Origin of the sequence: Rhodococcus sp. NPDC059179, assembly GCF_042754885.1 — a bacterium.
In the GTDB taxonomy this organism is placed as follows: domain Bacteria; phylum Actinomycetota; class Actinomycetes; order Mycobacteriales; family Mycobacteriaceae; genus Rhodococcus_G.
This window is the reverse complement of the sequence record NZ_JBHZBV010000002.1, coordinates 343287-369796: the sequence shown is the minus strand read 5'-3', so window position 1 is coordinate 369796 and position 26510 is coordinate 343287. Positions and strand designations below refer to the sequence as shown.

The window sequence follows — 26510 nt, the reverse complement described above, 5'->3', positions numbered from 1 at the left end:
CGGGGTAACGTGCGAGGTGATACCGGGCCTCGGTGCCTGATCTTGCGCCGCTGTCCGGTGAGGAGGACGGATGGCTTCGCGGGCACTCGCACAGGGCCGGAATTCGTTTCTGCATTCGGCGTGGGCTGACGCGTATTCGCAACTGTCGGCCGCCGACAGTGACCGTCGGCTCGGACCCGAAGACACTGAACGGCTCGCCGTGGCGGCCGAGCTCATCGGGAACGCCGACGAGAGCAGTCAGGCCTGGGAGCGGGCGCACCGGGATTGGCTGGGATCCGGCGAAATCGCTCGCGCCGCGCGCTGCGCGTTCTGGCTCGGAATGGGTCTGGTCCAGCGCGGCGAGATGGCCCGAGGAGGGGGCTGGTTCTCGAGGGCCGGGCGGCTGTTGGCAGGCGAGGGGCTCGAGTGCGCCGAACGCGGTTACCTGCTCATCCCCGCGGCGCTCCAGAGCATCGGAGTGGGCGATCTCGCAAGCGCCACCGCGAACTTCGACGAGGCCGCCAGGATCGGCGCGCGGTTCGAGGACACCGACTTGGTGGCGCTTTCGCGGCTCGGCCTCGGCCAGTGCCTGGTCTGCGGCGGGCGCGTCGCCGAGGGCATGGTGTTCCTCGACGAGGCGATGATCGCCGTCACGTCGGGCGAGACGAACCCGATCGCGACCGGCATCATCTACTGTGCGGTGATTTTGGCGTGCCAGGATGTGTTCGACCTCCACCGGGCGCAGGAGTGGACGGAGGCTCTCGATCGGTGGTCCGGGCCCCAGCCGGGTCTGGTTCCGTTCCGAGGTCAGTGTCTCGTGCATCGTTCGCAGCTCATGCAGCTGCGCGGCGCCTGGGCGGACGCGTTGGCCGAGGCGCGGCTGGCCCGCGATCGGCTCTCTGCACCGTACGGCCAGCCCGCGGTGGGCATGGCGTTCTATCAACTCGCGGAGCTGCACCGGCTGCGTGGCGAGTTCGATGAGGCCGAGGAGGCCTACCGCGCGGCTGGTGAGTGGGCCCGAGAACCACAGCCGGGGCTCGCTCTGCTGTGGCTGGCGCAGGGCCGCCTCGATGCCGCCCTGAATGCCATCCGTCGGGTGCTCGACGAGGGGCAGGACCGAACGACGCGATCGAAGATGCTGCCCGCCTTCGTCGACATCGCCCTGTCAGCAGGCCAGGTGCCTGCTGCGCGGCAGGCCGCCGACGAACTCTCGCAGATCGCCGTCGATCTCGACGCCCCCTTGCTGCATGCCATCTCCGCTCGCGCCACCGGAGCTGTCCTGCTCGCCGAGGGCGAGGCTCGAGCGGCCGCCGAGGAACTGCGTCGATCATGGCGGATCTGGCAGGACCTCGAGGCCCCCTACGAGGTGGCGCAGGTTCGTGTCCTGATCGGACTGGCCTACCGGGAACTCGGCGATGTCGAAACCGCGAACTCGGAGCTTGCCGCCGCCGCAGGCGTGTTCGAGAGGTTGGGCGCCGGTCCGGACCTGGCACGCGTGCAGCGTCTTTCGACGAAGGGAGCGACGGCGGAGGGTGGTCTCACCGGCCGCGAGTTGCAGGTGCTCGCGCTGGCGGCGACGGGGAAAACCAATCGCGAGATCGCGGAGGAGCTTGTCTTGAGCGAGCACACAATCCGTCGTCACCTGCAGAACGTGTTCACGAAGATCGGTGTTTCTTCGCGGGCGGCGGCCACCGCGTATGCATTCCGGCACGACCTCGTCTAGGTCGCGCCTGGTACGAACGGACCATTTCCGGTGCACCGGCGATGTGGTACTCGCGTGCGATGAGCGCCACCCCTGTCCTCCGTAGCGTCGACAGAACACAGAGGTCAGGAGAAGATCATGAGTACAGCCGAGATGAAGCGAAGCCGCTACGGCGCGGCCATTGTGCTGATAGCGCCCGCGGTGCTGGCAGGCGGGCTGCTGACTCATCCCTATATCGGACTGGGCCCCCCGGACCCCGCGAATGTCGCGGCGGCGGTTGCTGCGGACACGACACGATGGGGCATCGCGCACCTGATGGTCGCGGTCGGATCCGGACTCATGATCCTCGCGTTTGTGGCGCTAGGCGCCCTTCTTCGCACCGCAGGGGAGCGGCGCTGGGTCGAGTTGGCAGTGCCCTTCGCCGTCTTCGGCAGCGCGTTGTTCATGTTGCCGCCTGCTTTCGAGTTCGCGCCACTGGTCGTGGCCGAGATCGGGGGGAATATCGAGAAGGCGCAGTCCGCACTCCTGCCATGGTTCCTGCCCGTGCTGCTGATAGGCGCGTGCGTGTTTGCTGTCGGTGCGGTCGGCTTCGCGATCAGCATTCATCGCAGCCGAATCCTGAGCATGCCGCTCACCCTGTGTGTCGCCGGTTCGCTCGCGATGATCGCCGTTTCGCGTTTGGTGCCCCTCATCGCCGTGCAGCTCTACGTCCAGGCCGCGGTGGGCCTGCTCGCCCTGTGGCCGCTGGCGTATCGAATGTGGCGCGATCCCGGGGTGCAACCCCGGTGACCGGTCAGCCCCCGACTGCCGAACCGAGCGGCGCCGCGACCGGCCGACGCGCCGCGATCCTCGACGATGCCACTACGCCTATCACCGTCGGGTTGGCCGAGCATGCGCTCCGCATCGTCGGACTCCGAGCTGGTGAGCGATTCCTCGAGGTGGCGGCCGGGCGTGGCACGCTGGGCATCCCCGCGGCGCGTCTCGGCGCGGAGGTGGTGGTCATCGACGCCGCGACGATGATCGACCTGGCCGCCGACTCGTTCGACGTCGTCGGATCGCAGGACGGCCTCACCCGCGTGCCGGACCTCCGTCGTTGTCTCGTTGAGATGGTGCGGGTGACCAAGCCGGCGGGGCGGGTGCTCATCGTCGCACTGGGATCTCCAGCCGAAGCGGAGTACCTCGACTACTTCCGCGGCGCCATGCACGCCGTCGTCCCCAGATCCGCCGGTCTGGCGGCGACGCCAGCAGCGTGGCCACCCCTACTGGCGGATCCGGCTGCACTGCGAGGTGCAATGGCCGACGCCGGGCTGCGGGAGGTCTCGGTCGAGACCACCACCTGTGGCATGAGGTTCCGATCGGGCGGTCATTTGTGGGACGTCGCCACGTCCACGATCGCCGAAGGCGGGCGACTCGACGCCGAGCTGAGCGGAGATCAGCGGTCGGTCGTTCGCCAGGTACTCGACGGCATGCTCCGTGAGCGTTCGGCCGGTGGCTCGTCGGCGGTGCTGAGCATTGGGATCAATGTCGGCGTCGGCAGGAAGCGGACGGCGGCCATGACAGCGGATTGATCCCAACTGCGTAGCCGTCCTAACGGTGGAACCGTGGCGCCCGCGCCCGCGTCAAACTCCCCAACGGTCGCAAAAGGCCGAGGAGGGAGTCCCGCGATGACCGACTGTTCAGGAGCGCAGGCAGCATGGCGTGGGGGAATCGACAAGCGGTCGCGGCGACGACCCGCGATCCGAACCGGCTGCAGGCCCGCAGGTTCGCGTGAGGTGTGGGATGTCCCCGAGATACACCCGGTCCGTCCTCCCGCCACGGAGGACGACCCGGACCAAGCCTGAGGGTCAGCCGGTGGGCAGGTTCGCCGCAGCGGCCCGGTCGAGCATCCAGATCGTCGACTCGGAGCCGACGGCGCCCGCCGCCGGAATGTCCTCGGGGCTCGCGCCCGTCAACGCCGCGCCGACCGCCTCGGCCTTGTCCGCGCCCGCGACCAGCAGCCACACGCGCTTTGCCCGCCGCACCCCTGGCAGCGTCAGGGTGACTCGCTCGGCAGGCGGCTTGGGGGAGTCGGTGACCCCGACGACGAAGCGCGTGGCCTCGCGGACGGCGTCGGTGTCCGGGAACAGGGAGTTGACGTGGCCCTCGCCGCCCATGCCGAGCAGGTGCACGTCGAACTCGGGGATCGAGTTGGAGCCGGCGTGCGCGCTGAGCAGGTGGCTGTAGGCGACGGCCGCGGCGTCCGGGTCACCGGCGTACAGTCCGTCGCCGTACGGCATCGGGTGCAGGCGGGCGGGCGTGACCGGCACGTGGTCGAGTAGCGCCTCGTGGGCCTGCACCTCGTTGCGGTCCGGATGTCCCCGGGGGAGGAATCGTTCATCGCCCCAGTAGAAGTCGACCTTCGACCAGTCCACGGCGCCGGCATTCTCGCGGACCTTGCGCAGCAGACCGATTCCGTTCCCACCTCCGGTGAGCACGACCGCGGCCTCGCCGCGCTCGGCCTGCGCGGCGACGATCACGTCGACGAACTGCGCGGCCGCGGCCGCCACCAGCTCGTCGGAATCGGCGTAGGTCTGGACGCTCACGTTCTCAGTCATAGGTCACTTTCGTCAGCCCGGCGAGCGCCGCGTGGTAGATCTCGTCCGGGTCGAGGCGGCGCAGCTCCTCGGCCAGGCAGTCGCGGGTCTCCCGACGGGCAAGCGAGACAAGCGAATCCGGGGCCCCGGACCGGCTCAACGTCGCGGTCTTGCCGGTCTGCGGCCTGCTGAGGGTGACCGAACTGTTCTCCCGATGCAGTACGACCTTCAGCTCGCCTGCATCCCTGGTGACGGGTCCGTCGATGCGGCTGGCCAACCAGCCCGCGATCATGTCCACCGCCGGCTCCTCGGGGATGCCGGACACCGTCGCCGAGATGATCGGCTCGTACGGCGGCTGATCCAGCGCGGAGGTGAGCAGCGCCCGCCAGTAGGTGATGCGGCTCCATGCCAGGTCGGTGTCGCCGGGGGAGTAGGACTCCAACCGCGACTTGATCGTGGCCAGCGGGTCGGGCGCCCCCGTCGCATCCGTGATGCGACGAATCGCGAGCTTCCCCACGGGATCCTCCGCGGGGAAGGGTGGGCTCTTGTCGGGCCACCACGCCACCACCGGGGTGTCCGGCAGCAGGAAGGGCACCACGACACTGCTCTCGTGGTTGGCCAGCTCGCCATGCAGTCGCAGCACCACGACCTCCGATGCGCCGGCGTCGCCGCCCACCCGGATCTGAGCGTCGAGCCGCGTCTCGGCGGACCGGTCGCCGCGCGCGACCACGATCACCCGACACGGATGCTCGCGACTCGCCTCGTTGGCCGCGTCGATCACGTCCTCGGCGTTCTCGCTGTCTCGGGTGCAGACGACCAGCGTCAACACCCGGCCGAGGGTCACCGCGCCGCCGGTCTCGCGGACCTCGACGAGCTTCTTGTTGACCTGCTCGGTGGTCGTGGAGGGGATGTCGATGATCACTGGAGCGCCTCCAAAGTCGTCACGGCCTTCTCCATTCACGTCCGGTGCGGCGCAGCATCTCCTGCGCGGACGCCGGACCCCAGGTGCCCGCCTCGTACGGTTCGGGCTTGCCGGACTCGGCCCAGTGCTCGATCACCGGGTCGAGGATCTTCCAGGACAGCTCGACCTCGGCGTTGACGGGGAACAGGGACGGCTCGCCGAGCAGCACGTCGAGGATCAGCCGCTCGTAGGCCTCGGGGGAGGACTCGGTGAACGCCTGGCCGTAGCTGAAGTCCATGTTGACGTCGCGGACCTCCATGGAGGAGCCGGGCACCTTGGAGCCGAACCGCATCGTGACGCCCTCGTCCGGCTGCACCCGGATCACCAGGGCGTTCTGTCCGAGTTCCTCGGTCATGGTCTTGTCGAAGGGCAGGTGCGGTGCCCGCTTGAACACCACCGCGATCTCGGTGACCCTGCGGCCCAACCGTTTTCCGGTGCGGAGGTAGAAGGGGACGCCCGCCCATCGGCGGGTGTCGACCTCGAGGGTGATCGCGGCGAAGGTCTCCGTGGTGGAGTCCTTCGAGAAGCCCTCCTCGTCGAGCAGGCCCACCACCTGCTGGCCGCCCTGCCATCCGCCCGCGTACTGGCCGCGCGCGGTCGTCTCGTCGAGCGGTTCCGCGAGCCTGGTCGCGGAGAGCACCTTGATCTTCTCGGACTGCAGTTCCGACGGCTCGAAGCTGACCGGTTCCTCCATCGCGGTGAAGGCGAGCAGCTGCAGCAGGTGGTTCTGGATGACGTCGCGGGCCGCGCCGATCCCGTCGTAGTACCCGGCCCGGCCGCCGAGCCCGATGTCCTCGGCCATGGTGATCTGTACGTGGTCGACGTAGTGCGCGTTCCAGATCGGGTCGAACAGCTGGTTCGCGAACCGCAGCGCCAGGATGTTCTGCACCGTCTCCTTGCCGAGGTAGTGGTCGATGCGGAACACCGAGTCCTCGGGGAAGACCGTGTTGACGACGGCGTTGAGGTCCTTCGCGCTCTCCAGGTCGTGCCCGAAGGGCTTCTCGATGACGACCCGGCGCCACTGGTCCTCCACCGGCTGCGCCAGCCCGGACTTCGAGAGCTGTTCGCACACGGTGGGGAAAGCGGCAGGCGGAATAGCAAGGTAGAAGGCGTGATTGCCGCCGGTGCCGCGTTCCTCGTCGAGCGCGGTCAGGGTCTTGGTCAGCTCGACGAAGGCCGCGTCGTCGTCGAAACTGCCCTGCACGAACCGAATTCCCTCGGCGAGTCGCTCCCACACCTCCTCGCGGAAAGGGGTGCGCGAATGCTTCTTGACCGCGTCATGGACGACCTGACCGAAATCCTCTGCCGCCCAGTCCCTGCGGGCGAACCCGACCAGGGCGAAGCCGGGCGGGAGGAGACCCCGGTTGGCCAGGTCGTACACCGCGGGCATCAGCTTCTTGCGTGCCAGATCGCCGGTGACCCCGAAGATCACCAGCGCGCACGGGCCCGCGATTCGCGGTAGTCGTTTGTCCCTCTCGTCCCGGAGTGGGTTGTCCCACCGCGGCGCGGAGCCCGTGCCCGGCACCGGGTCAGCCCTTGTCGGACGCGGCCGCGAGTTCCCCGGAAATGGCCTCGAGCAGCTCATTCCAGGAGACCTCGAACTTGTCGACTCCTTCGGTTTCCAGCTTGTCGAACACATCGGGGAGCGAGACCCCGACCGCGGTGAGCGCGTCGAAGACCTGCTGCGAGGCGGCGGCGGTACCGGTGATGGTGTCGCCGGTGATGACGCCGTGATCGGCCACCGCATCCATCGTCTTCTCCGGCATGGTGTTCACCGTGTTCGGCGCGACCAGCTCGGTGACGTAGAGCGTGTCGGGGTAGTCGGGATTCTTCACGCCCGTCGACGCCCACAGCGGTCGCTGCACCCGGGCACCCGCGGAGGTCAGGCCCGCGTAGGTGCCACCGCCCTCGAACACCTCCTGGTAGGCGGCGTAGGCGAGGCGCGCGTTCGCGAGCCCGGCCTTGCCGCGCAGGGCCAGCGCCTCCTCGGTGCCGATGGCGTCGAGGCGGGCGTCGATCTCCGCGTCCACGCGGGAGACGAAGAACGAGGCGACGGAGTGGATGGCCCCGAGGTCGTGCCCGGCTGCCTTCGCGGCCTCGAGGCCGGCCAGGTACGCATCCATCACGGCCCGGTGCCGCTCCACCGAGAAGATCAGCGTCACGTTGACGCTGATGCCCTCCGCGATCACCCGGGTGATCGCGGGCAGCCCGGCCAGGGTGGCCGGGATCTTGATGAGCAGGTTCGGGCGATCGACGATCTTCCACAGCTCGATGGCCTGCGCGACGGTCGCATCCGTCTCGTGCGCCAGCCGCGGATCGACCTCGATCGAGACGCGGCCGTCCACGCCAGCGCTGGCCTCGTACTGCGGGGCCAGCACGTCGCAGGCGTCGCGGACGTCGTCGGTGGTCAGCGCGCGGACCGTGTCATCGACGTTCGCGCCCCGGCCGGCCAGGTCCTTGAGCTGGATTGTGTACTCGTGACCCTTGGTGATCGCGCCCTGGAAGATGGTCGGGTTCGTGGTGACGCCGACGACGCTCTTCTCCCGGACGAGCGCCGCGAGGTTGCCGGACTCGAGGCGCCCGCGGGACAGGTCGTCGAGCCACACCGAGACCCCCGCCTGCGACAGCGCGGCCAGGTTGGCGTTCTGTACTGATTCGCTCATCGAGGTCATCCCTTCACTCGGTCGAGGGTGCGGCGGGCCGCGGCGGTGACGGCCTCGGCCGTGAAACCGAACTCGCGGAACAGCGTCTTGTGATCGGCGGACGCGCCGAAGTGCTCGATGGAGACCGCCTCGCCTGCGTCGCCGAGTAGACGCCACCACGGCATCGCGATGCCGGCCTCGACGGAGACACGGGCGCGGACCGCGGGCGGCAGCACCTCGTCGCGGTAGGCCTGGTCCTGCTCCTGGAACCAGTCCATGCAGGGCACGGAGACGACCCGGGTTCCGATGCCATCGGCCTCGAGCGCCTCGCGGGCCGAGGTGGCCAGGTAGAGCTCGGAGCCGCTGGCCATCAGGATCACCTGCGGGGTGCCGGTGGAGGCCTCCGCGAGGACGTACGCGCCGCGGGCGACGCCGTCGACGGATCCGGCCTTGGTGCCCTCGAGCACCGGAATGTCCTGGCGGGTCAGCGCGAGCGCCGTCGGCCCGGTCTTGTTCTCCAGGGCGGTCTTCCACGCGTGCGCCGTCTCGTTGGCGTCGCCCGGACGGATCACCGCAAGGTTCGGGATCGCACGCAGCGCCGCGAGGTGCTCGATCGGCTGGTGCGTCGGGCCGTCCTCGCCGAGGCCGATGGAATCGTGCGTCCACACGTAGATCGCGGGCGTCTTCATCAGCGCGGCCAGCCGGACGGCCGGACGCATGTAGTCGCTGAAGACCATGAAGGTGCCGCCGTACGGGCGGGTCGGCCCGTGCAGTGCGATGCCGTTGAGGATCGAGCCCATCGCGTGCTCGCGGATGCCGAAGTGCAGGGTGCGGCCGTAGGGCTGCGCGGTCCAGTCCTTCGTCGAGATGGACGGCGGGCCAAACGAGTCCGAGCCGTCGATGGTGGTGTTGTTGCTGCCGGCGAGGTCGGCCGAGCCGCCCCACAGCTCGGGCAGGATCGGGCCGAGAGCGTTGAGCACCTTGGCCGAGGCCTTGCGGGTGGCGGCGCCCTTGGCGTCGGGCTCCCAGGTCGGCAGGATGTCGGTCCAGCCCTCGGGGAACTCGCCCGCCTGCAGGCGGTCGAAGAGTGCCTTGCGCTCGGGCTCGCGTCCGGCCCACGCCTCGAACTCGACCTCCCAGGCCGCACGCGTGGCTGCGCCGCGGACCGCGACCTCGCGGGCGTGCGCCAGCGCGGCCGGGTCCACCTCGAACGACTTCTCGGGATCGAAGCCGAGCGCCTTCTTGACGCCCGCGACCTCGTCCGCGCCGAGCGCCGCGCCGTGCACATCGCCGGTGTTCATCTTGGTGGGCGCCGGGTAACCGATGATGGTGCGCAGCACGATGATCGACGGCTTGTCCGTCACGGCCTCGGCGGCGGCGACGGCGTCGAGCATCGCGGAGACGTTCTCGCCACCCTCCACACGCTGCACGTGCCAGCCGTACGCCTCGTAGCGCTTGGCGACGTCCTCGCCGAACGCGATCGCGGTGTCGTGCTCGATGGAGATCTCGTTGTCGTCGTAGAAGACGATCAGGTTGCCGAGCTGCTGGACACCCGCGAGCGAGGAGGCCTCGGAAGTTACGCCCTCCTGCAGGTCACCGTCGGAGGCGATGACGTAGATGTTGTGGTCGAACGGGCTGGCGCCTGCGGCGGTGTCCGGGTCGAACAGGCCGCGCTCGCGGCGCGCCGCCATCGCCATGCCGACGGCGGAGGCCAAGCCCTGGCCGAGCGGGCCCGTGGTCATCTCGACGCCGACGGTGTGGCCGTACTCGGGGTGGCCAGGAGTGAGCGAACCCCAGGTACGCAGCGCCTCGATGTCGGCGAGCTCGAGGCCGTAGCCCGACAAGTAGAGCTGCAGGTACAGGGTGAGGCTGCTGTGACCACAGGACAGCACGAAGCGGTCGCGGCCGACCCATTCGGGATCGGCCGGGTCATGCCGCATGACGCGCTGGAACAGCGTGTATGCGAGCGGAGCGAGGCTCATCGCGGTGCCGGGGTGGCCGTTTCCCACCTTCTGCACGGCGTCGGCGGCGAGGACACGGGCGGTGTCCACGGCCTTGGTGTCTAGCTCCGTCCAGTCGGCGGGGTGCACCGGCTGGGTGAGGACGCGGATCTCGTCTGTGATCGACACGAGCAGAAGTCTCCTGACATTGGGGTACGGCGACGCGTAAAGCCAAGGGTAGTTCCGGGACAACACTAGTGCTCGGGCGCATCCCGGTCGATCGACAGAAGGGTCGTGTCGAGACCGGGCGGTCTGTGCCGAACCGGCGTTAGTGCGACCTGCGGTTCGGATCTGTTCGCCGCGCCGTCTACCATCGTCTGTAGTAGTGCGAAGTCAGGCGCGCAGCGGTGCGCGACAGGATCAGGTGGTCACTCGCGTGTCGCAAGGAGAAATGGTGCGGATTGTGGAGCATGGCGGACACGGTCTCGCTGGTGGCTCCGAGCCCGCCCAGACGAGCCAGCCCGCCACTCTCTGGGGACGTGCGACCGGGAAGGTGCTCGCCTATCTGGCGCTGACCAAGCCGCGGGTGATCGAGCTGCTGCTCGTCGCGACGATCCCGGCGATGCTGCTCGCGGACCGCGGCAACGTCAACTTCCCGCTGATCCTGAGCACGCTCTTCGGCGGATGGATGGGCGCGGCCAGCGCCAACACCCTCAACTGCGTGGTCGACGCGGACATCGACAAGGTGATGAAGCGGACCGCTCGCAGGCCGCTCGCCCGGCTGGCGGTGCCGACCTCGCACGCGCTGATCTTCGGACTGCTCCTCGGCGCGGCGTCCTTCGTGTGGCTGTGGTGGGCGACCTATCCGCTCGCGGCCGTGCTGATCGTGTTGACCATCGCGTTCTACGTGCTCGTCTACACCATGGTCCTCAAGCGTCGCACCTGGCAGAACGTCATCTGGGGCGGTGCCGCCGGCTGCATGCCTGTGATGGTCGGCTGGGCCGCGGTCACCGGCTCGATCAGCTGGGAACCGATCGTGTTGTTCCTGGTCATCTTCTTCTGGACGCCGCCGCACACCTGGGCCCTCGCCATGCGCTACAAGGAGGACTACAAGGCGGCGGGCGTCCCCATGCTCCCGGTCATCGCGACCGAGGAGCGCGTCACCAAGCAGATCCTCGTCTACACGTGGCTGACCGTGCTGACCACGCTGGCCCTGGTGCCCGCGGCCGGCTACATCTACGCGGCCGTCGCCTTTGTCGCCGGTGCCTGGTTCCTGCTGATGGCGCACCAGCTCTACGCAGGCGTCCGCCGCGGCGAGCCGGTGAAGCCGCTGCGCCTGTTCCTGCAGTCGAACAACTACCTGGCCGTCGTGTTCTGCGGCCTGGCCGTCGACGCGGTGCTCGGGTGGGACACGATCGGCTCGCTCTTCAGCTGATCGTGGGGCACTGGCTTCGCGCCTTCACCTCTCGCGAGTGTCTTTGATTCGGCGGGATGGCCCCGCTCGGCGGCCCACGAGCAAGTCGTCCTGCCGAAGGTAGAACGCCCACAGGTCCTCGGTCCACGCGGTCACCGCCGCGCGCCAGCCCACGCTCATTCGTGGTCGGTGGGCAGTTCGGCCCGCACCCGGTCGTACATATCAGGTCCACCAGCTCGCTCTTGCTCGGGACGTCGGTGTACGTGGCCATCGGCGCGAAGGTTCACCCACCGCTCGCCTCGGCAGACCTGCCATCCCGGCGTCGTCCGCTACCTCGATCGAGGTAGCGACGATTTTGTCCTCGGTCAGCGCTCTTGGGACCGAGTCCGCTTCCGGCGGCGGGCGCTCGCCGCAGCAGCGCGATAGAGCGCGTGAAATCACCTTGACCTGCAAATACTGCCGCCTGCAGTGTCTCCTTATGGTGTAAGCGATAGGTGCTTTACGTCGTAAAGAGATTGCGGGGCCTCGCGTGTCCGGGCCGCACCCCTGCGCACACCTTCTGACAAGAACACACACATTGCAGGCCCAAAGGGGTGCGACGCTGTCAAAAGGTGTGCGCCGACGGCTGGCCTGTGACCTACGCGCCTAGGGGATCAGCACGATCGAGCCCGTGGTCTTCCGGCCCTCCAGATCCCGGTGCGCCCGCCCCGCCTGCTTGAGCGGGTACTGCGCCCCGACCCGGATCTTCAGGGAACCGTCCCTGATCGCCTCGAACACCTCGCCCGAGCGCCACAGCAGCTCGTCGCGGTCGCGGGTGTAGTGGCCGAGGGTGGGGCGGGTCAGGAACAGCGAGCCCGCCGCGTTCAGGCGCTGCGGGTCGAACGGCGGCACCGGACCGCTGGCCGCGCCGAACAGTGCGAGGGTTCCGCGTATCCGGACCGACGCCAGGCTGGCCTCGAAGGTGTCCGCGCCGACACCGTCGAACGCCGCAGCCACGCCCTCCCCGTCGGTGAGTGCGCGAACCTGCTGTGCGAGGTCGTCGCTGTAGCGCAGCACCTCCGAGGCGCCGGCCTCACGGGACAGCAGTTCCTTCTCGTCCGAAGACACCGTGGTGATCACGCGCGCGCCCCTGGCGACCGCGAGCTGCGTAAGCACCAGGCCCACCCCGCCCGCGCCCGCGTGCACCAGGACGGTGTCGCCGGGCTCGACGTAGTACACCGAGTTCATCAGGTAGTGCGCCGTCATGCCCTGCAGGAGCACCGAGGCGGCCTCGGGGGCGCCGACGCCCTCCGGCACGGGAACCGCGACCGCGGCGGGCACCACGACCCGCTCCGCGTAGCTGCCCGACGCCGATGACCACGCCACCCGGTCGCCGACCCGGACCCCGGAGACGGCGGAACCGACCGATTCGACGACGCCGCTGCCCTCGAGCCCGGGAACGTAGGGCAGGTCGACCGCGTAGGCGCCGGTGCGGTAGTAGGTGTCGATGTAGTTGACGCCGATCGCGTCCGTGTGGACGACCAGGTCCGCGTCGCCCGGGACGGGGTCGGGAATCTCGGACACACGGAGGACGTCGGGGCCGCCGAACTCGGTCACGGTGATTGCGCGCATGACCTCATTTTTGCACTTCGGTATTCTGACTCCATGACTGTCGAGACCCAGGACTCCGGCGCGACCGCACCGGCCGTATCGCTGCCCCCGCGGACCGTGTCCGCGGTGAAGAAGTTCGTTGCCGAGCACGGCGGTTCGGCCTCCGCGGTGATCCAGCCGGTCGGCCTGGACGGCGTGCGGATCACCCTCGTCGGCGCCGACGGCGTCCTCGGCGATCAGGTGGTCGACGACCTCGCCACCGCGAACGCCGTGGTGGCCGCGGTGGACAACGTGACCGTCTCCGAGTGGGAGCGGGCCATCACCAGCATCGTCACCCCGCGGGTCGGGCACTGGCGGAAGATGGCCGGCTGGGTGGCGAACCAGACGCACTTCCCGAAGGCGCGCAACGGCCTCGGCTGAGCAAGGCCAGACAACGAACGCGGGCACCCCGGTCATGGACCGGGGTGCCCGCGCGTCGTCGAGGACTGTCACCGGGCAAGACCATGCCTCATCAGGGAACGAAGAAGGTCCCGAAGCCCGGCGACGCGATCGCCTGTGGGTCGACGAACGCAATAACCTGACCTGTGCCCGGATGAATGGTCACGGGCGCGGCGTTCAATGTCGGAAACGCCGCGGACCCTGATGCGCCGGTGGCGAGGCTGACCCAATGGACGACCGCGCGGTGTGGGTTTCCGGACTCGGGAGTCCTGAGCACACTCAAGGTGGCGACGCCCGGTTGTTCGCCCACTGTCGCGGCGAGCCTAGGAGAGGGCAGGCTGGTCAGCGGGATATAGGGACTGACCTGGAACGGAATGGTATTTGGCGCAGCCGCCGCCGGGCCGACCGCCAGCAAACCGACGGTCGAGACGGACAATGCGCCGGCGACAAGGACGCGTCTGACTGTTCTGGATGCGCTCATGCGGATGGACGGTACCCGCGACGCATCCCCTCGGGCACTCCATCGGGTCCATTGCTTCGCCGCGTCGTCGTTCCTTCGGCCGTGAGCTAGCGGAATCTCGATTTCATCGCTCGGCCGGGGCGAGCTCACGGACCCGGCCGGAGGCGTACAGCGCGGCGGTGGCGGCGGTGCAGGCCGCGGCCAGCGCGACGTGGAACGTGACCAACGCGGCGGGGACGTGGGTCCAGAACTGGATCAGTCCGACGCCCGCCTGCGCGACGACGAGCGCGACGACCACCTTCAGTCGCAGGGTCACCGCGGCCCGCGCGCCGACCGCGTACAGCCCGAAGCCGAGGCCGACCAGCAGCGCGAGGTAGGCGACCAGCATCTCGGCGTGCAGGTGCACCAGGTTGGTGATGTCGAGGTCGAGCCGCTCCACCGTGCGCTCGGGGTTCTTGTCGCCCGCGTGTGGGCCCGCGCCCGTCACCATGGTCCCGGCGACGAGCGTCCCCGCCAGCGCCACGCCGGACAGGGCGGTCAGCCACCGGAGCTGCTTGGGCAGCGTGGTCACCTCGGTGCCGTCGTCGGGCTGGTCGATCTTGTGGAACAGGATCACCGCGAGCCAGACCATCGCCATCGACACCAGCAGGTGCACCGCGACGGTCCACCACAGCAGCCCGGTCAGCACGGTGATGCCGCCGATCACCGCCTGCGCGACGGTGGAGAGCGGCATCAGCCACGCGTAGAAGAGCACCTCGCGACGGCGGGCGGCGCGGGTCACCGCGAGCACGACGGCCGCCGCCGTGGCCACCACCAGGAACGTGAGCAGGCGGTTGCCGAACTCGATGGCCTGGTGGAACCACGGCGCGGTCGACGACGCGGTGGGCACGAAGCTGCCCGGGTGGCACTGCGGCCAGGTGGTGCAGCCGAGGCCGGACGCGGTCACCCGCACGACGGCGCCGGTGACGGCGATGCCGCCCTGGGTCACGATCACCGCGACCGCGATCCACTTCTGCACCGCCAAGGAGGGGAGCGGCAGACGGTTGACCAGGCTCAGGAACCCTCGATACAGCACGCGTTCGATGGTAGAGCCCGGTCAACTACACGGTGTAGTCGGGGCGGCCCGCCGCCGTGTCGTTGGGGCTGCCGATCAGCTTCCCGAACTTCCCGAACTCCCCAGACTGCCGACACTGCCCAGGCTGCCGAGTCCGCCGCCTGCCCGGACCCGCTGCACGCCGGTGATGGTGCCCTGCAGATAGTCGCCGCGCGGGGTGATCAGCGCGGACATCTGCAGGGTGTCATTCGCCGCGGTGATGCCCATGCTCGACTTGCGGAGCACCGCGCCAGTCGCCGGGTCGATCGCCGCGAACGCGAAACCGTCAAGCGGGGTGGTCGTCGGGGCGCCCTCACGCAGGACCGTGTAGATCAGGCCGTCGGCGGTCGACAGGTGCGGCACCGCCGAGCTGCGCACCGCGTTGTCCCACACGACGTGGCAGCCGGATCCGTCCAGATCGACGCGGGTCATGCCGCCGGTGAACGGGGCACTGGCAGGCACGGCCGGTCCGGCACCCTCGGGCACTTTCGGATACGGGTAGCCGTACGTACTCGCCACGAACACCGAGTTCCCGATCCCGATGGGGGAGTTCTCGCTGCCAGGACCGCCCGACGCGAGCACGGGGATCTGACACACCTGCTCACCGGTGCTCACGCGGCGCACGATCAGGTTCACCCGGGTGTCCGCGCTGTCGACGATCGCGACGTACTCGTGCCCCGTTGCGGGGCCGAAGTAGGTCGGCGTGGAGCCGGTTCCCCAGCTGAGCTGCCCGGGCTTCCGCGCCGATCCGCGGTCGTAGGCCTGTCGCCAGTCGATCCGGGGCGTCCCGTCCGAGGCGAGGGAGAGTTGGTACAACGCATGCGTCGTCGCCACGGACACGCCGTCGGGGGAGCTGGAGATGCTGTTCTGCACCTGCTCGCCCGCCGGCACGCGGACGGTCCTGGCTACGCCTGCGGAGTCGACGGCGCCGATCACTCCGCCGCCGGTGGCGAACCAGATGTTGCCCGCCCAGTCGGGAACCAGTCCGGTGACCGCGTCATCGGCAGGGACCGCGCCGGACAGGTCGACGGTGGAGTCGACGAACAGCGTGTTGGCGGTGTGGCCGATTCGCTGTAGCTTCCGGTCGCCGTCGACCGCGACGAGCCGGTTCTGGTTGTCCAGGAACGCGTACACCCCGCCGAGCAGGCTGCCCTTGGCCAGCTTCAGCGATGCCACGGACTTCGTGACGTCGGCGTCGAACAGGTGCACGGTCGGGGTCTGGCCTGCGATGGCGGTGCAGAGCGCGAGCACTCGTCCGTCGGAGCCCTGCAGCAGCGTGGGGCACGCCGACAGCAGAGGGATGCCGGTGACCCCGACGTCGCCCGACCCTGGGCCGGCCAGGGGGGTGGCGTCCGAGGATCCGGCGTCGCCGTGCATGGTCGAGGTACCCACCGGCCCGAGGAACGGGTTGGGCGGCGCGAGCGGTCCCCAGGCGGGCTGCGCGGAGGCGAGGCCGCCGCCGAGGGTGATCGCGGAGACGGCGGCAAGTGAGGCGAGGGCGCGGAGTGTTTTCGGCACGGCTCCGAATACTGCCGCTTCACACCGAGAAAAAATACGTTTCGCCGGTGATTCGAATTAGGTGAACTTGAACAGCCGGGTCGCGAGCCACGCCGCGACCGCACCCCAGACCGCCAGAACCGCGACCGCGAACAGGTCGATCGAGCCGCCGATCGCCTGCTGGAGGGCCTCGGCGAGAGCGCCGGATGGGATCAGGCGAGCGGCCGTGTGCAGCGGTCCGGGGATCGAGTCGCCCGCGAACACGACGGAGCCGACGCCTGCCATGACGAACCAGAGAACGTTCGCCAGGGCGAGCACGATCTCCGCCCTGAGAGTGCCGCCGAGCAGCAGCCCGAGGGCGGCGAAGGTGACGGTCCCCAGCGCGATGATGATCGCGCCGAGCAGCAGTCCGGTGAGGTCGGGCCGCCAGCCGAGCGCGAATCCGATGCCGCCAAGGAGGAGTGACTGCAGGGCGACCACGATGATCACCGCGGCGCTCTTGCCCGCGATGATTCCCCAGCGCGGCAGCGGGGTCGCGCCGAGCCGTTTGAGGGCGCCGTAGCGGCGGTCGAATCCGACGGCGATGGCCTGGCCGGTGAACGCGGTCGACATGATGGCGACCATCATCACGGCGGGCAGCACGGTGTCGACACGCGGATCGCCGAGGTCGCCGACCGGCAGCAGGCACAGCCCGATCAGGAGGGTGATCGGGATGAACATGGTGAGCAGCAGTTGTTCACCGTTGCGCAGGAGCAGCTTCAGCTCGAGCCGGGTCTGGGCGGCGAGCATCGGCAGCGGTGCGTTCGGTTGCGGGTCGGGCCGGAAGGTCCCCGCCTCGAACCTGTTGTCGGCGAGCCGGTCTTGCACGTTCAACCCCTCAGATCCCGTCCGGTCAGGTCGAGGAAGACGTCCTCGAGCCTGCGTTGATCGACCCGCAGTTCGGTGGCGAGAACGTCGAGTTCGGCGCACCACGCGGTCACCGTCGCCAGCACCTTCGGGTCGACGATGCCCTCGACGAGATAGGAGCCGGGGGAGACCTCGCGCGGGGTGAATCCCGCGGGCAGTGCGGCGCGCAACCCGCTCAGGTCCAGGCGCTCGGGCGCCAGGAACCGGAGCTGTCCGGCCGAACCGTGCCGGGTCAGCTCGGTCGGCGTGCCCTCCGCGACGATCCGGCCGTGGTCGATGATGATCAGCCGGTCGGCCAGCGCCTCCGCCTCGTCCATCAGGTGCGTGGTGAGCAGCACCGCGACGCCGTCCCGGCGCAGCGCGTCGATCAGCTCCCAGACCAGCAGCCGGGCCTGGGCGTCCAGTCCCGCGGTCGGCTCGTCGAGGAACACCAGCTCGGGGCGGCCGACGAGCGCGCAGGCCAGCGCGAGGCGCTGCTGCTGGCCGCCGGAGAGCCTGCGGTATGGCGTGCGGGCCGCGTCGGCGAGGCCGAGGGTCCGCAGCAGCCAGTCGGGGTCGAGCGGATCGGCCGAGTACGCGGCCACCAGGTTGAGCATCTCGCCTGCCCGGGATCCCGGGTAGGCGCCGCCGCCCTGCAGCATGACGCCGATGCGCGAACGCACCGCGCCGGAGTCTGCGATCGGGTCGAGGTCGAATACCCGCACGGTCCCGCTGTCCGGGCGCTGGAAGCCCTCGCACATCTCCACGGTGGTGGTCTTGCCCGCACCGTTGGGTCCGAGCAGGGCCAGCACCTCGCCGCGGTGCAGGGACAGGTCCAGTCCGTCGACGGCCGCGACGCTGCCGAAGGTCTTCACCACGCCGTCGAGCCGGAGAACAGGAGGCGCCGTGTCGGACGCGGAAGAGCTCACGGGGTGCCAGCGTATTCGTCAGCCGACCGGGTACCGGTCGGTGCCCCGGCGCCTGCCCGCCACGGCAGTCGATCGCGCGTGATGAACATGGCGATTCCGACCACGGCGATGGTGGCGATGGCGGCCTGCACGATCATGAACGGCTGATACTCGCCGCCGTTGGGCATCACGATCAGGCTGACCGCCGAGGAGAAGGCGATGGCGGGGATGCGGAAGACGGGCCGGGTGGCCCAGGCGGCCAACGGGATGACCGCCCACAGCAGGTACCAGGGCTGGACCACAGGGAATAGCAGCACCAGCACGCCGAGGGACACACCGAGCGCGCCGACCGGGTGCACGCGCCCCACGAGCACCGCTATGAGCATCCGCAGCGCGACGAACGCGGCCGCGAGAGAGGCGATCGGTCGGGTCAGGTTGAGTACGGCGGTGGTGTGGTCACCGAGGCCGAGGAACACCCCGGCCAGGCCGGTGCCGAGCCCGAGCAGCGTCGGCAACGACATCCAGCTGCGGACCTCGTTCGCGGTGCCGAGCGTGCCAGGCGAGAGCCAGCCGAAGCCGAGGCCGCTGGCCAGGCTTACCGCGAGGACGACGACCGCGGTCACCGCCGCCAACAGTCCGGCGGCGGCCAGCACGGATCTGACGGTGCCGCCCCAGCGCCGAGCCAGCGCCATCCCGATGAACCCCAGCGCGAGCAGCGACGGGATCTTCACCGTCGCGGACAGCGCGATCACCCCTGACCCGGCCACGAGATACATCAGGTTCTGGCCCCGGATCGGGTCGGCGCTCTCGATCGCGCGCAGGGCCAGTTCCATGCCTGCCAGCATCAGGCCGAGCATCAGCGCCTCGTTGTGGATACCCGCTACCAGGTGGAACAGCAGGAGCGGGTTCGCGGCGCCGAGCCAGAGCGCGGTGACGCTGGCGACGCCGCAGCGGCGGGCCAGCCGGGGCAGCGCCCAGACGATCAGGGCGACGCCCGCGAGCGCGAGCAGCCGGTGCAGGAAGACGCCTGCGACGATGTTCTCACCGGTCAGCGCGGAGATGCCCTTGCCGATCCAGAGGAAGAGCGGTCCGTAGGGGGCCGGAGTGTCGCGCCAGATCGTCGGCACGGTCCTGGTCAGGACGTGATCGACGCCGAGCGCCTGGGCGGGGCCTATCGCGTAGGGGTCGAGCCCGCGCGCGGTGATCTCGCTCTGCGCGAGATAGGAGTAGACGTCCTTGCTGAACATCGGTGGCGCGATGGTGAGCGGAATCACCCACAGCAACAGGGTGCGGTCCAGCTGGGAACGGGTCAGGCGCCGTGGTGCTGCGCCGTCGCTGCGGTAGCGGCCGATCGCGAACCGGCCGAGCAGCAGCCAGGCCAGGACCACCATCACGCTGCCGGTCATCGTCAGGGTGAGGGCGGTCGCGCCGAGCCGGGCGGGCAGGCCGAGGATCCGCAGGCCCTGAACCGGGTTCTGCAGCACCGGCTGGGCTCCCGCCCCCAGCGCGCCGATCGCCATCAGCACCGCGCCGGTCGCGCCGAACCGCCTGATCCCGCGCAGTTGGCCGGTCTCGCGCGGGTTGAGGCCGGGGGCCTCCGCCTCGTCGCCGTGCAGGCTCGAGACCTCGAAACCGTGGTGCGGACCGTCGATGCCGAGTGCCCGTTTGGCGAGCGTCACCGTCCGTTCGCGGAATCGGGGCGCCTGGCCAGCGCTGGTGGTGTCACCGGAGTCCGGTGCGTCATCGGTCTGCGGCACATGGGGCAGCGTAGCTGTGTAATGCAGGGCACCCTTGGTGGACCGGGCCCGATAATTCCGTCACACTTGTGTTGTGAAATCGGCACCGGCTCGGGACGCACGGAGTGAAGGCGCAGGTCATGCACCTGTTTCGCCTGCACTCAGTGGTGCGCCAACCGCCACCGTGGTGAGCCAGGACGGGCATACCAGGGCCGCCGTCGTCCAACTCCTCCTCGAGCAGGGCCCGATCACGGCCCCCGAAATCGGCTCGAAGCTCGGTCTGAGCGCCGCGGGTGTCCGACGTCACTTGGAGGCCTTGATCGACGCGGGCGAGGCGAGGTCCTCGACCGCGGCGAGCTGGCAGCACAAGGGCCGCGGCCGCCCGGCCAAGCAGTTTCAGCTGACCGCCGCGGGCCGTTCGCGTCTCGGCCACTCCTACGACGATCTCGCCGGTGCGGCGATGCGGCATCTCCGCGAGGTCGGCGGCGAGGAGGCGATCGTCGAGTTCGCGCGTCGTCGCGTGCAGACGATCGTCGCCGACATCGATCCGGTCGTCGAGCACGCCCCCGGCGAGGTGGAGCACACCGCCGACGCCATCGCGGACGCGTTCACTTCGGCGGGTTTCGCGGCGACCACCCGGCCCGTCGGCAACGGCTTCCAGATCTGTCAGCATCACTGCCCGGTCTCGCACGTCGCGTCGGAGTTCCCCGAGCTGTGTGAGGCGGAGACGCAGGCCTTCGCCGAGCTGCTCGGCACCCACGTGCAGCGCCTGGCGACGATCGCGAACGGTGACTGCGCCTGCACCACCCACATACCTATCGCCCCACCCGACCAATCGAACGCATCCTCGAAGTAAGCACCACCCACGCCGATGCCCAGCCCGCACCGGCACGCACAAGACTCCGGAAGGAGCTCGCATGACAGTCACCCAAGATCAGGCAGCCGGCAGCACGGAGAAGTCGCCAGCCCTGACCCAGGATGAGGCCATCGCCTCGCTCGGCCATTACGGCTACGGCTGGTCTGATTCCGACGCGGCGGGGGCCAGCGCGCAGCGCGGACTGTCCGAGGCCGTCGTGCGGGACATCTCTGCGAAGAAGAGCGAGCCCGAGTGGATGCTCGACATCCGGCTCAAGGCCCTCAAGACCTTCGACAAGAAGCCGATGCCGCACTGGGGCTCCAACCTCGAGGGCATCCACTTCGACAACATCAAGTACTTCGTGCGGTCGAGCGAGAAGCAGGCCGAGTCCTGGGAGGATCTGCCCGAGGACATCAAGAACACCTACGACCGGCTCGGCATCCCCGAGGCGGAGAAGCAGCGCCTGGTCGCAGGCGTCGCGGCTCAGTACGAGTCCGAGGTCGTCTACCACTCGATCCGCGAGGACCTCGAGAAGCAGGGCGTGATCTTCCTGGACACCGACACCGGGCTCAAGCAGCACCCGGAGCTGTTCAAGGAGTACTTCGGTTCGGTCATCCCGGCGGGCGACAACAAGTTCTCCGCGCTGAACACCGCGGTGTGGTCGGGTGGCTCCTTCATCTACGTGCCGCCGGGCGTGCACGTGGACATCCCGCTGCAGGCCTACTTCCGGATCAACACCGAGAACATGGGCCAGTTCGAGCGGACGCTGATCATCGTCGACGAGGGCGCCTCGGTGCACTACGTCGAGGGCTGCACCGCGCCGATCTACAAGTCCGACTCGCTGCACTCCGCGGTCGTCGAGATCATCGTGAAGAAGGGCGGCCACTGCCGCTACACCACGATCCAGAACTGGTCGAACAACGTCTACAACCTCGTGACCAAGCGCACCAAGGTGGACGCGGGCGGTTCGATGGAGTGGATCGACGGCAACATCGGTTCCAAGGTCACCATGAAGTACCCGGCCGTGTGGATGATGGGCGAGCACGCCCGCGGCGAGGTGCTCTCCGTCGCGTTCGCCGGCGAGGGACAGCACCAGGACACCGGCGCGAAGATGCTGCACCTGGCACCGCACACCTCCTCGACCATCGTCAGCAAGTCGGTGGCCCGCGGCGGCGGCCGCGCCTCGTACCGCGGACTGGTGCAGGTCAACAAGGGCGCGCACGGGTCGAAGTCGACCGTCAAGTGTGACGCGCTGCTGGTCGACCAGATCAGCCGCTCCGACACCTACCCCTACGTGGACATCCGCGAGGACGACGTGTCGATGGGCCACGAGGCGACCGTGTCGAAGGTCAGCGAAGACCAGCTGTTCTACCTGATGAGCCGCGGCCTCACCGAGGACGAGGCGATGGCCATGGTGGTGCGCGGGTTCGTCGAGCCCATCGCCAAGGAGCTGCCGATGGAATACGCCCTCGAGCTCAACCGCCTGATCGAACTGCAGATGGAAGGGGCCGTGGGTTAGTGGCCAACGCAAGCGAGGCGACGACCGGCGTCAAGGCCGCCGTCGCCGGTGAGAACATCGTTCCTGCCACCAATAAGGGCGAGGTGTTCACCTCGTTCGACGTCAACGCCTTCGAGGTTCCCGCGGGACGCGACGAGGTGTGGCGGTTCACCCCGCTGCGCCGGCTGCGAGGCCTGCACGACGGCACCGCGGTCCGCTCCGGCTCCGCGACCGTCGAGGTTGCGGCGGGCGACGGCGTCACCGTCGAGACGGTCGGGCGCGACGATGCCCGCCTCGGTCAGGCGGGCGTGCCGGCCGACCGGGTCGCCGCTCAGGCGTACTCGGGCTTCGAGTCGGCGACCGTCGTGACCGTCGGCAAGGAGCAGGAGCCGACCGAGGCGGTCAACATCGTGGTCACCGGGCCCGGCGTTGACCAGGTCGCCTTCGGACACATCCAGGTCCGGCTCGAGGCGTTCTCCAAGGCCACCGTGGTCCTCGACCAGCGCGGCAGCGGCACCTACGCGGAGAACGTCGAGTTCGTGATCGGCGACAGCGCCAAGCTGACCGTGGTCTCGGTGCAGGACTGGGCCGACGACGCCGTCCACGTCGCGGCGCACCACTCGCGGCTCGGCCGCGACGCCGTGCTCCGGTACACCTCGGTGAGCCTGGGCGGCGACCTGGTGCGGCTGACCCCGACGGTCAAGTACGACGGGCCCGGCGGCGACGCCGAGCTGCTCGGCCTGTACTTCGCCGACGCGGGCCAGTTCTTCGAGCAGCGCCTGCTGGTGGATCACTCTCAGCCGCACTGCAAGTCGAACGTCGTCTACAAGGGCGCGCTCCAGGGTGACCCCCACTCGGGCAAGCCGGACGCGCACACCGTGTGGGTCGGCGACGTGCTGATCCGAGCCGAGGCCGAGGGCACCGACACTTTCGAACTCAACCGGAACCTGGTGCTCACCGACGGCGCGCGCGCCGACTCGGTGCCGAACCTCGAGATCGAGACCGGCGAGATCGTCGGCGCGGGCCACGCCAGCGCCACCGGCCGGTTCGACGACGAGCAGCTGTTCTACCTGCGCTCGCGGGGTATCCCGGAGAACCAGGCCCGTCGCCTGGTGGTCCGCGGTTTCTTCCACGAGATCATCAACCGCATTGCCGTCCCTGAGGTGCGCGAGCGCCTCGAAGCCGCCATCGAGGTCGAGCTCGCCGCGGTCGGCGTCTGACATCGCCGCCGACACAACACTTCTCAAAGGAATTTGAATGACCACCCCTGAAAACTCGGTTCTCGAAATCAAGGATCTGCACGTCAACGTCGCGACCACCGACGAGAACGCCGAGCCGATCAACATCCTCAAGGGCGTGAACCTCACGGTCCGCTCGGGGGAGACGCACGCGATCATGGGCCCCAACGGCTCCGGCAAGTCGACGCTCTCCTACGCCATCGCCGGCCACCCCAAGTACGTGGTGACCTCCGGCAGCATCACCCTCAACGGTGAGAACGTGCTGGAGATGAGCGTGGACGAGCGCGCCCGCGCCGGCCTGTTCCTGGCCATGCAGTACCCGGTCGAGGTGCCCGGCGTGTCGATGTCGAACTTCCTGCGCACCGCGGCGACCGCGGTCCGCGGCGAGGCACCCAAGCTCCGGCACTGGGTCAAGGAGGTCAAGGAATCCCTGACCGAGCTCGAGATCGACCCGGCGTTCAGCGAGCGGAGCGTCAACGAGGGCTTCTCCGGCGGCGAGAAGAAGCGCCACGAGATCCTGCAGCTCGGCCTGCTCAAGCCGAAGATCGCGATCCTCGACGAGACCGACTCCGGGCTCGACGTCGACGCGCTGCGCATCGTGTCCGAGGGCGTGAACCGCTACAAGGAGCGCGAGCACGGCGGCGTCCTGCTGATCACCCACTACACCCGGATCCTGCGGTACATCACGCCGGAGTTCGTGCACGTCTTCGTCGGCGGCCAGATCGTCGAGTCGGGTGGCGCGGAGCTCGCAGACGAGCTCGAGGAGAACGGCTACGTCCGATTCACGCAGGCTGCAGCGACAGGAGCCTAGTTCCATGACCACCTCGGTGCGGGAACTCGACATCACCAGGATCCGGAAGGACTTCCCGATCCTCGGCCGCACGGTGCGCGACGGTAAACCGTTGGTGTACCTGGATTCCGGGGCGACCTCGCAGCGTCCCGTCCAGGTGCTCGACGCCGAACGGGAGTTCCTCACCACCTGCAACGCCGCCGTGCACCGCGGGGCACACCAGCTCGCGGAGGAGGCGACCGACGCGTACGAGGGTGCGCGCGCGGCGATCGCCGACTTCGTCGGGGCGGACGCGGACGAGCTGACGTTCACCAAGAACGCCACCGAGGCGCTGAACCTGGTGACCTACGTGCTCGGCGATGCGCGCTTCGATCGGCATCTCGGCGCAGGCGACGAGATCGTGATCACCGAGCTCGAGCACCACGCGAACCTGGTGCCGTGGCAGGAGCTCGCCCGGCGTACCGGCGCGACGCTGCGCTGGTACGGGGTGACCGAGGACGGTCGGATCGACCTCGAGTCGCTGGAGCTGACCGACGCGGTGAAGGTCGTGGCGTTCACGCACCAGTCCAACGTGACGGGTGCCGTGGCGCCGGTGGCCGAGCTGGTCCGCCGGGCCAGGGCGGTCGGCGCGCTGGTCGTGCTCGACGCGTGCCAGTCGGTTCCGCACATGCCGGTCGACTTCCATGCGCTCGACGTGGACTACGCGGCGTTCTCCGGGCACAAGATGCTCGGGCCGTCCGGCGTCGGCGTGCTCTACGGCAAGCGTGAGCTGCTCGCGTCGATGCCGCCGTTCATCACCGGCGGCTCGATGATCGAGACCGTCACCATGGAGGCGACCACGTACGCGCCGCCGCCGCAGCGTTTCGAGGCGGGCGTGCCGATGACCTCGCAGGTCGTCGCGCTCGGGGCGGCCGTGCACTACCTGAACGAGCTCGGCATGGACTCGGTCGCGGCGCACGAGCACGAGCTGACGGCACTGGCGCTCGAACAGCTCAGTGCCATCGAGGGGGTACGGATCATCGGTCCGGCCACCCCCGAGAACCGGGGCGGCGCTGTGTCGTTCGTGGTGGACGGCATCCACGCGCACGACCTCGGCCAGATTCTCGACGACGAGGGCATCGCGATCCGGGTCGGGCACCACTGCGCCTGGCCGCTGCATCGGCATTTCGGTGTCGCGGCGACCGCGCGCGCGTCGTTCGCGGTGTACAACACCGTCGACGAGGTGTACGCGCTGGCGGCGGCGATCCGTCGGGCGCAGGACTTCTTCGGTACGCACCCCTCGCCGGGTGGTACCGACGACTCGATCGACGGGGCGTCGTAGACCATGCGGATGGAGCAGATGTACCAGGAGGTCATCCTGGATCACTACAAGCATCCGCACGGCCGGGGGTTACGGGAGCCGTTCGGTGCCGAGGTGCATCACGTCAACCCGACCTGCGGCGACGAGGTGACGCTGCGGGTGGCGTTGACCGAGGACGGCCGGGTGGCGGACATCTCGTACGACGGTCAGGGCTGCTCGATCAGCCAGGCGTCGACGTCGGTGCTCACCGATCAGGTGGTCGGGCTGAGCGTGCTGGACGCCCTCGCGACGGTGGACTCGTTCGACGAGATGATCACCAGCCGCGGCAACATCGAAGGCGACGAAGACGTTCTGGGCGACGGAATCGCCTTCGCAGGCGTCTCGAAGTACCCGGCCCGCGTGAAGTGCGCGTTGCTGGGATGGATGGCATTCAAGGATGCCGTTGTTCAAATAGTTGACGGCGCCGACGTTGCGCCGACAAAGAATGTCATCGGCACCGTTGTGCCGGTCCAGACCGGAGGATCGACATCATGACCGAGACCCAGGCAACCGCCGAGTCCACCGAGGTCCAGGCCGTCGCGGAGGCGCAGGCCCCCGCCGTCGAGGAGCAGGCCGTGGTTGAGCTGACCCCGGACCAGCAGGCCGTGGTGGACGAACTCGAGGAGGCGATGCGCGACGTGGTCGACCCCGAGCTCGGGATCAACGTGGTCGACCTCGGACTCGTCTACGGCATCAGCGTCGACGCCGAGGACGTGGCCACCGTCGACATGACCCTGACCTCCGCGGCCTGCCCGCTGACCGATGTCATCGAGGAGCAGGCGCGCGGCGCGCTGGTCAAGAGCGGCCTCGTCAACGACCTGAAGATCAACTGGGTCTGGATGCCGCCGTGGGGCCCGGACAAGATCACCGAGGACGGCCGCGATCAGCTCCGCGCACTCGGCTTCACCGTCTGACCCGATCGCACAGAAAAAGGCGCCGGACCCGTTGAATTGGGTCCGGCGCCTTTCCTT

At 69.1% G+C, this 26510-nt stretch carries 24 protein-coding genes; 12 read left to right on the top strand and 12 right to left on the bottom strand.

Translation table 11 applies throughout. The features are described from left to right. The first annotated feature begins 70 nt into the window (after positions 1–70). From ACFXMV_RS06645 to ACFXMV_RS06635, 3 genes are all read left to right on the top strand, one after another. Complete coding sequence (locus ACFXMV_RS06645) at positions 71–1702, top strand: LuxR C-terminal-related transcriptional regulator (RefSeq protein ID WP_378499275.1); 1632 nt, start codon at positions 71–73, stop codon at positions 1700–1702. A 117-nt stretch (positions 1703–1819) separates the two neighbouring features. Beyond that, positions 1820–2470, top strand: coding sequence for a hypothetical protein (locus ACFXMV_RS06640; protein WP_378499274.1), 651 nt, complete (start codon positions 1820–1822; stop codon positions 2468–2470). After that, the gene (locus ACFXMV_RS06635; RefSeq protein WP_378499273.1) at positions 2467–3249 is read left to right on the top strand and encodes a class I SAM-dependent methyltransferase; all 783 of its coding nucleotides are present in this window, start codon (positions 2467–2469) and stop codon (positions 3247–3249) included. Before ACFXMV_RS06640 ends, ACFXMV_RS06635 begins: the two co-directional genes overlap by 4 nt. 276 nt (positions 3250–3525) lie before the next feature. Here ACFXMV_RS06635 and pgl read toward each other — a convergent pair whose 3' ends face one another. The 5 genes from pgl to tkt are packed head-to-tail and all read right to left on the bottom strand — an operon-like array spanning position 3526 to position 9986. Next, positions 3526–4275: a 6-phosphogluconolactonase gene (gene pgl, locus ACFXMV_RS06630; RefSeq protein ID WP_378499272.1), complete on the bottom strand. Its 750-nt coding sequence runs from the start codon at positions 4273–4275 to the stop codon at positions 3526–3528. Further along, positions 4268–5176 carry a glucose-6-phosphate dehydrogenase assembly protein OpcA gene (opcA, locus tag ACFXMV_RS06625; RefSeq protein ID WP_378499271.1) on the bottom strand — a complete coding sequence of 303 codons (909 nt, stop codon included), beginning with the start codon at positions 5174–5176 and terminating at the stop codon, positions 4268–4270. Before opcA ends, pgl begins: the two co-directional genes overlap by 8 nt. A 19-nt stretch (positions 5177–5195) precedes the next feature. Continuing rightward, positions 5196–6800: a glucose-6-phosphate dehydrogenase gene (gene zwf, locus ACFXMV_RS06620; RefSeq protein WP_378499270.1), complete on the bottom strand. Its 1605-nt coding sequence runs from the start codon at positions 6798–6800 to the stop codon at positions 5196–5198. Beyond that, a complete protein-coding gene (tal, locus tag ACFXMV_RS06615; RefSeq protein ID WP_378502781.1) occupies positions 6745–7878 on the bottom strand; it encodes a transaldolase in 1134 nt (377 codons plus the stop codon). The genes zwf and tal overlap by 56 nt, the downstream gene beginning before the upstream one ends. A 5-nt stretch (positions 7879–7883) precedes the next feature. Further along, positions 7884–9986, bottom strand: a complete 2103-nt coding sequence (gene tkt, locus ACFXMV_RS06610) for a transketolase (RefSeq protein ID WP_378502780.1) — start codon at positions 9984–9986, stop codon at positions 7884–7886. A 262-nt stretch (positions 9987–10248) separates the two neighbouring features. On the opposite strand from tkt, the gene ACFXMV_RS06605 reads away from it, so the two are divergent. Continuing rightward, positions 10249–11232 (top strand): heme o synthase, encoded by a 984-nt coding sequence (locus ACFXMV_RS06605; protein WP_378501468.1) that lies wholly within the window; start codon positions 10249–10251, stop codon positions 11230–11232. A gap of 624 nt (positions 11233–11856) precedes the next feature. On the opposite strand, the gene ACFXMV_RS06600 is transcribed toward ACFXMV_RS06605, so the two are convergent. Further along, on the bottom strand, positions 11857–12822 hold the full coding sequence (locus tag ACFXMV_RS06600; RefSeq protein WP_378501469.1) for a quinone oxidoreductase family protein: 966 nt from the start codon (positions 12820–12822) through the stop codon (positions 11857–11859). Positions 12823–12855: 33 nt separating this feature from the next. Here ACFXMV_RS06600 and ACFXMV_RS06595 point away from each other — a divergent pair, with 33 nt between their 5' ends. Further along, entirely contained in the window at positions 12856–13221 is a 366-nt protein-coding gene (locus tag ACFXMV_RS06595; protein WP_378502779.1) for a hypothetical protein, read from the top strand. Between the two features lie 91 nt (positions 13222–13312). On the opposite strand, the gene ACFXMV_RS06590 is transcribed toward ACFXMV_RS06595, so the two are convergent. The 6 genes from ACFXMV_RS06590 to mptB all read right to left on the bottom strand — a co-directional run bounded on the left by ACFXMV_RS06590 (position 13313) and on the right by mptB (position 19761). Next, a complete protein-coding gene (locus tag ACFXMV_RS06590) occupies positions 13313–13720 on the bottom strand; it encodes a hypothetical protein (RefSeq protein ID WP_378502381.1) in 408 nt (135 codons plus the stop codon). A 103-nt stretch (positions 13721–13823) separates the two neighbouring features. After that, positions 13824–14774: a heme A synthase gene (locus ACFXMV_RS06585; protein ID WP_378502382.1), complete on the bottom strand. Its 951-nt coding sequence runs from the start codon at positions 14772–14774 to the stop codon at positions 13824–13826. 75 nt (positions 14775–14849) lie between these two features. Then, a complete protein-coding gene (locus tag ACFXMV_RS06580) occupies positions 14850–16310 on the bottom strand; it encodes a hypothetical protein (RefSeq protein WP_378502393.1) in 1461 nt (486 codons plus the stop codon). Between the two features lie 57 nt (positions 16311–16367). Then, positions 16368–17162: an ABC transporter permease gene (locus ACFXMV_RS06575; protein WP_378502778.1), complete on the bottom strand. Its 795-nt coding sequence runs from the start codon at positions 17160–17162 to the stop codon at positions 16368–16370. Beyond that, positions 17159–18103, bottom strand: a complete 945-nt coding sequence (locus tag ACFXMV_RS06570; protein WP_378499909.1) for an ABC transporter ATP-binding protein — start codon at positions 18101–18103, stop codon at positions 17159–17161. Before ACFXMV_RS06570 ends, ACFXMV_RS06575 begins: the two co-directional genes overlap by 4 nt. Beyond that, positions 18100–19761, bottom strand: coding sequence for a polyprenol phosphomannose-dependent alpha 1,6 mannosyltransferase MptB (gene mptB / locus ACFXMV_RS06565; protein ID WP_378499916.1), 1662 nt, complete (start codon positions 19759–19761; stop codon positions 18100–18102). The genes ACFXMV_RS06570 and mptB overlap by 4 nt, the downstream gene beginning before the upstream one ends. A 244-nt stretch (positions 19762–20005) precedes the next feature. Here mptB and ACFXMV_RS06560 point away from each other — a divergent pair, with 244 nt between their 5' ends. The 7 genes from ACFXMV_RS06560 to ACFXMV_RS06530 all read left to right on the top strand — a co-directional run bounded on the left by ACFXMV_RS06560 (position 20006) and on the right by ACFXMV_RS06530 (position 26453). Then, positions 20006–20674 (top strand): helix-turn-helix transcriptional regulator, encoded by a 669-nt coding sequence (locus tag ACFXMV_RS06560; protein WP_378499917.1) that lies wholly within the window; start codon positions 20006–20008, stop codon positions 20672–20674. 61 nt (positions 20675–20735) lie between these two features. After that, a complete protein-coding gene (sufB, locus tag ACFXMV_RS06555) occupies positions 20736–22193 on the top strand; it encodes a Fe-S cluster assembly protein SufB (protein WP_378499910.1) in 1458 nt (485 codons plus the stop codon). Continuing rightward, positions 22193–23392, top strand: a complete 1200-nt coding sequence (gene sufD, locus ACFXMV_RS06550) for a Fe-S cluster assembly protein SufD (RefSeq protein WP_378499911.1) — start codon at positions 22193–22195, stop codon at positions 23390–23392. The genes sufB and sufD overlap by 1 nt, the downstream gene beginning before the upstream one ends. A gap of 37 nt (positions 23393–23429) precedes the next feature. Further along, positions 23430–24221: a Fe-S cluster assembly ATPase SufC gene (sufC, locus tag ACFXMV_RS06545; protein WP_378499912.1), complete on the top strand. Its 792-nt coding sequence runs from the start codon at positions 23430–23432 to the stop codon at positions 24219–24221. A 4-nt stretch (positions 24222–24225) separates the two neighbouring features. Further along, positions 24226–25521 (top strand): cysteine desulfurase, encoded by a 1296-nt coding sequence (locus tag ACFXMV_RS06540; protein ID WP_378499913.1) that lies wholly within the window; start codon positions 24226–24228, stop codon positions 25519–25521. Positions 25522–25524: 3 nt separating this feature from the next. Further along, positions 25525–26034 carry a Fe-S cluster assembly sulfur transfer protein SufU gene (gene sufU / locus ACFXMV_RS06535; protein ID WP_378499914.1) on the top strand — a complete coding sequence of 170 codons (510 nt, stop codon included), beginning with the start codon at positions 25525–25527 and terminating at the stop codon, positions 26032–26034. Next, on the top strand, positions 26031–26453 hold the full coding sequence (locus ACFXMV_RS06530; RefSeq protein ID WP_378502777.1) for a metal-sulfur cluster assembly factor: 423 nt from the start codon (positions 26031–26033) through the stop codon (positions 26451–26453). Before sufU ends, ACFXMV_RS06530 begins: the two co-directional genes overlap by 4 nt. The last annotated feature ends 57 nt before the right edge of the window (positions 26454–26510 follow it).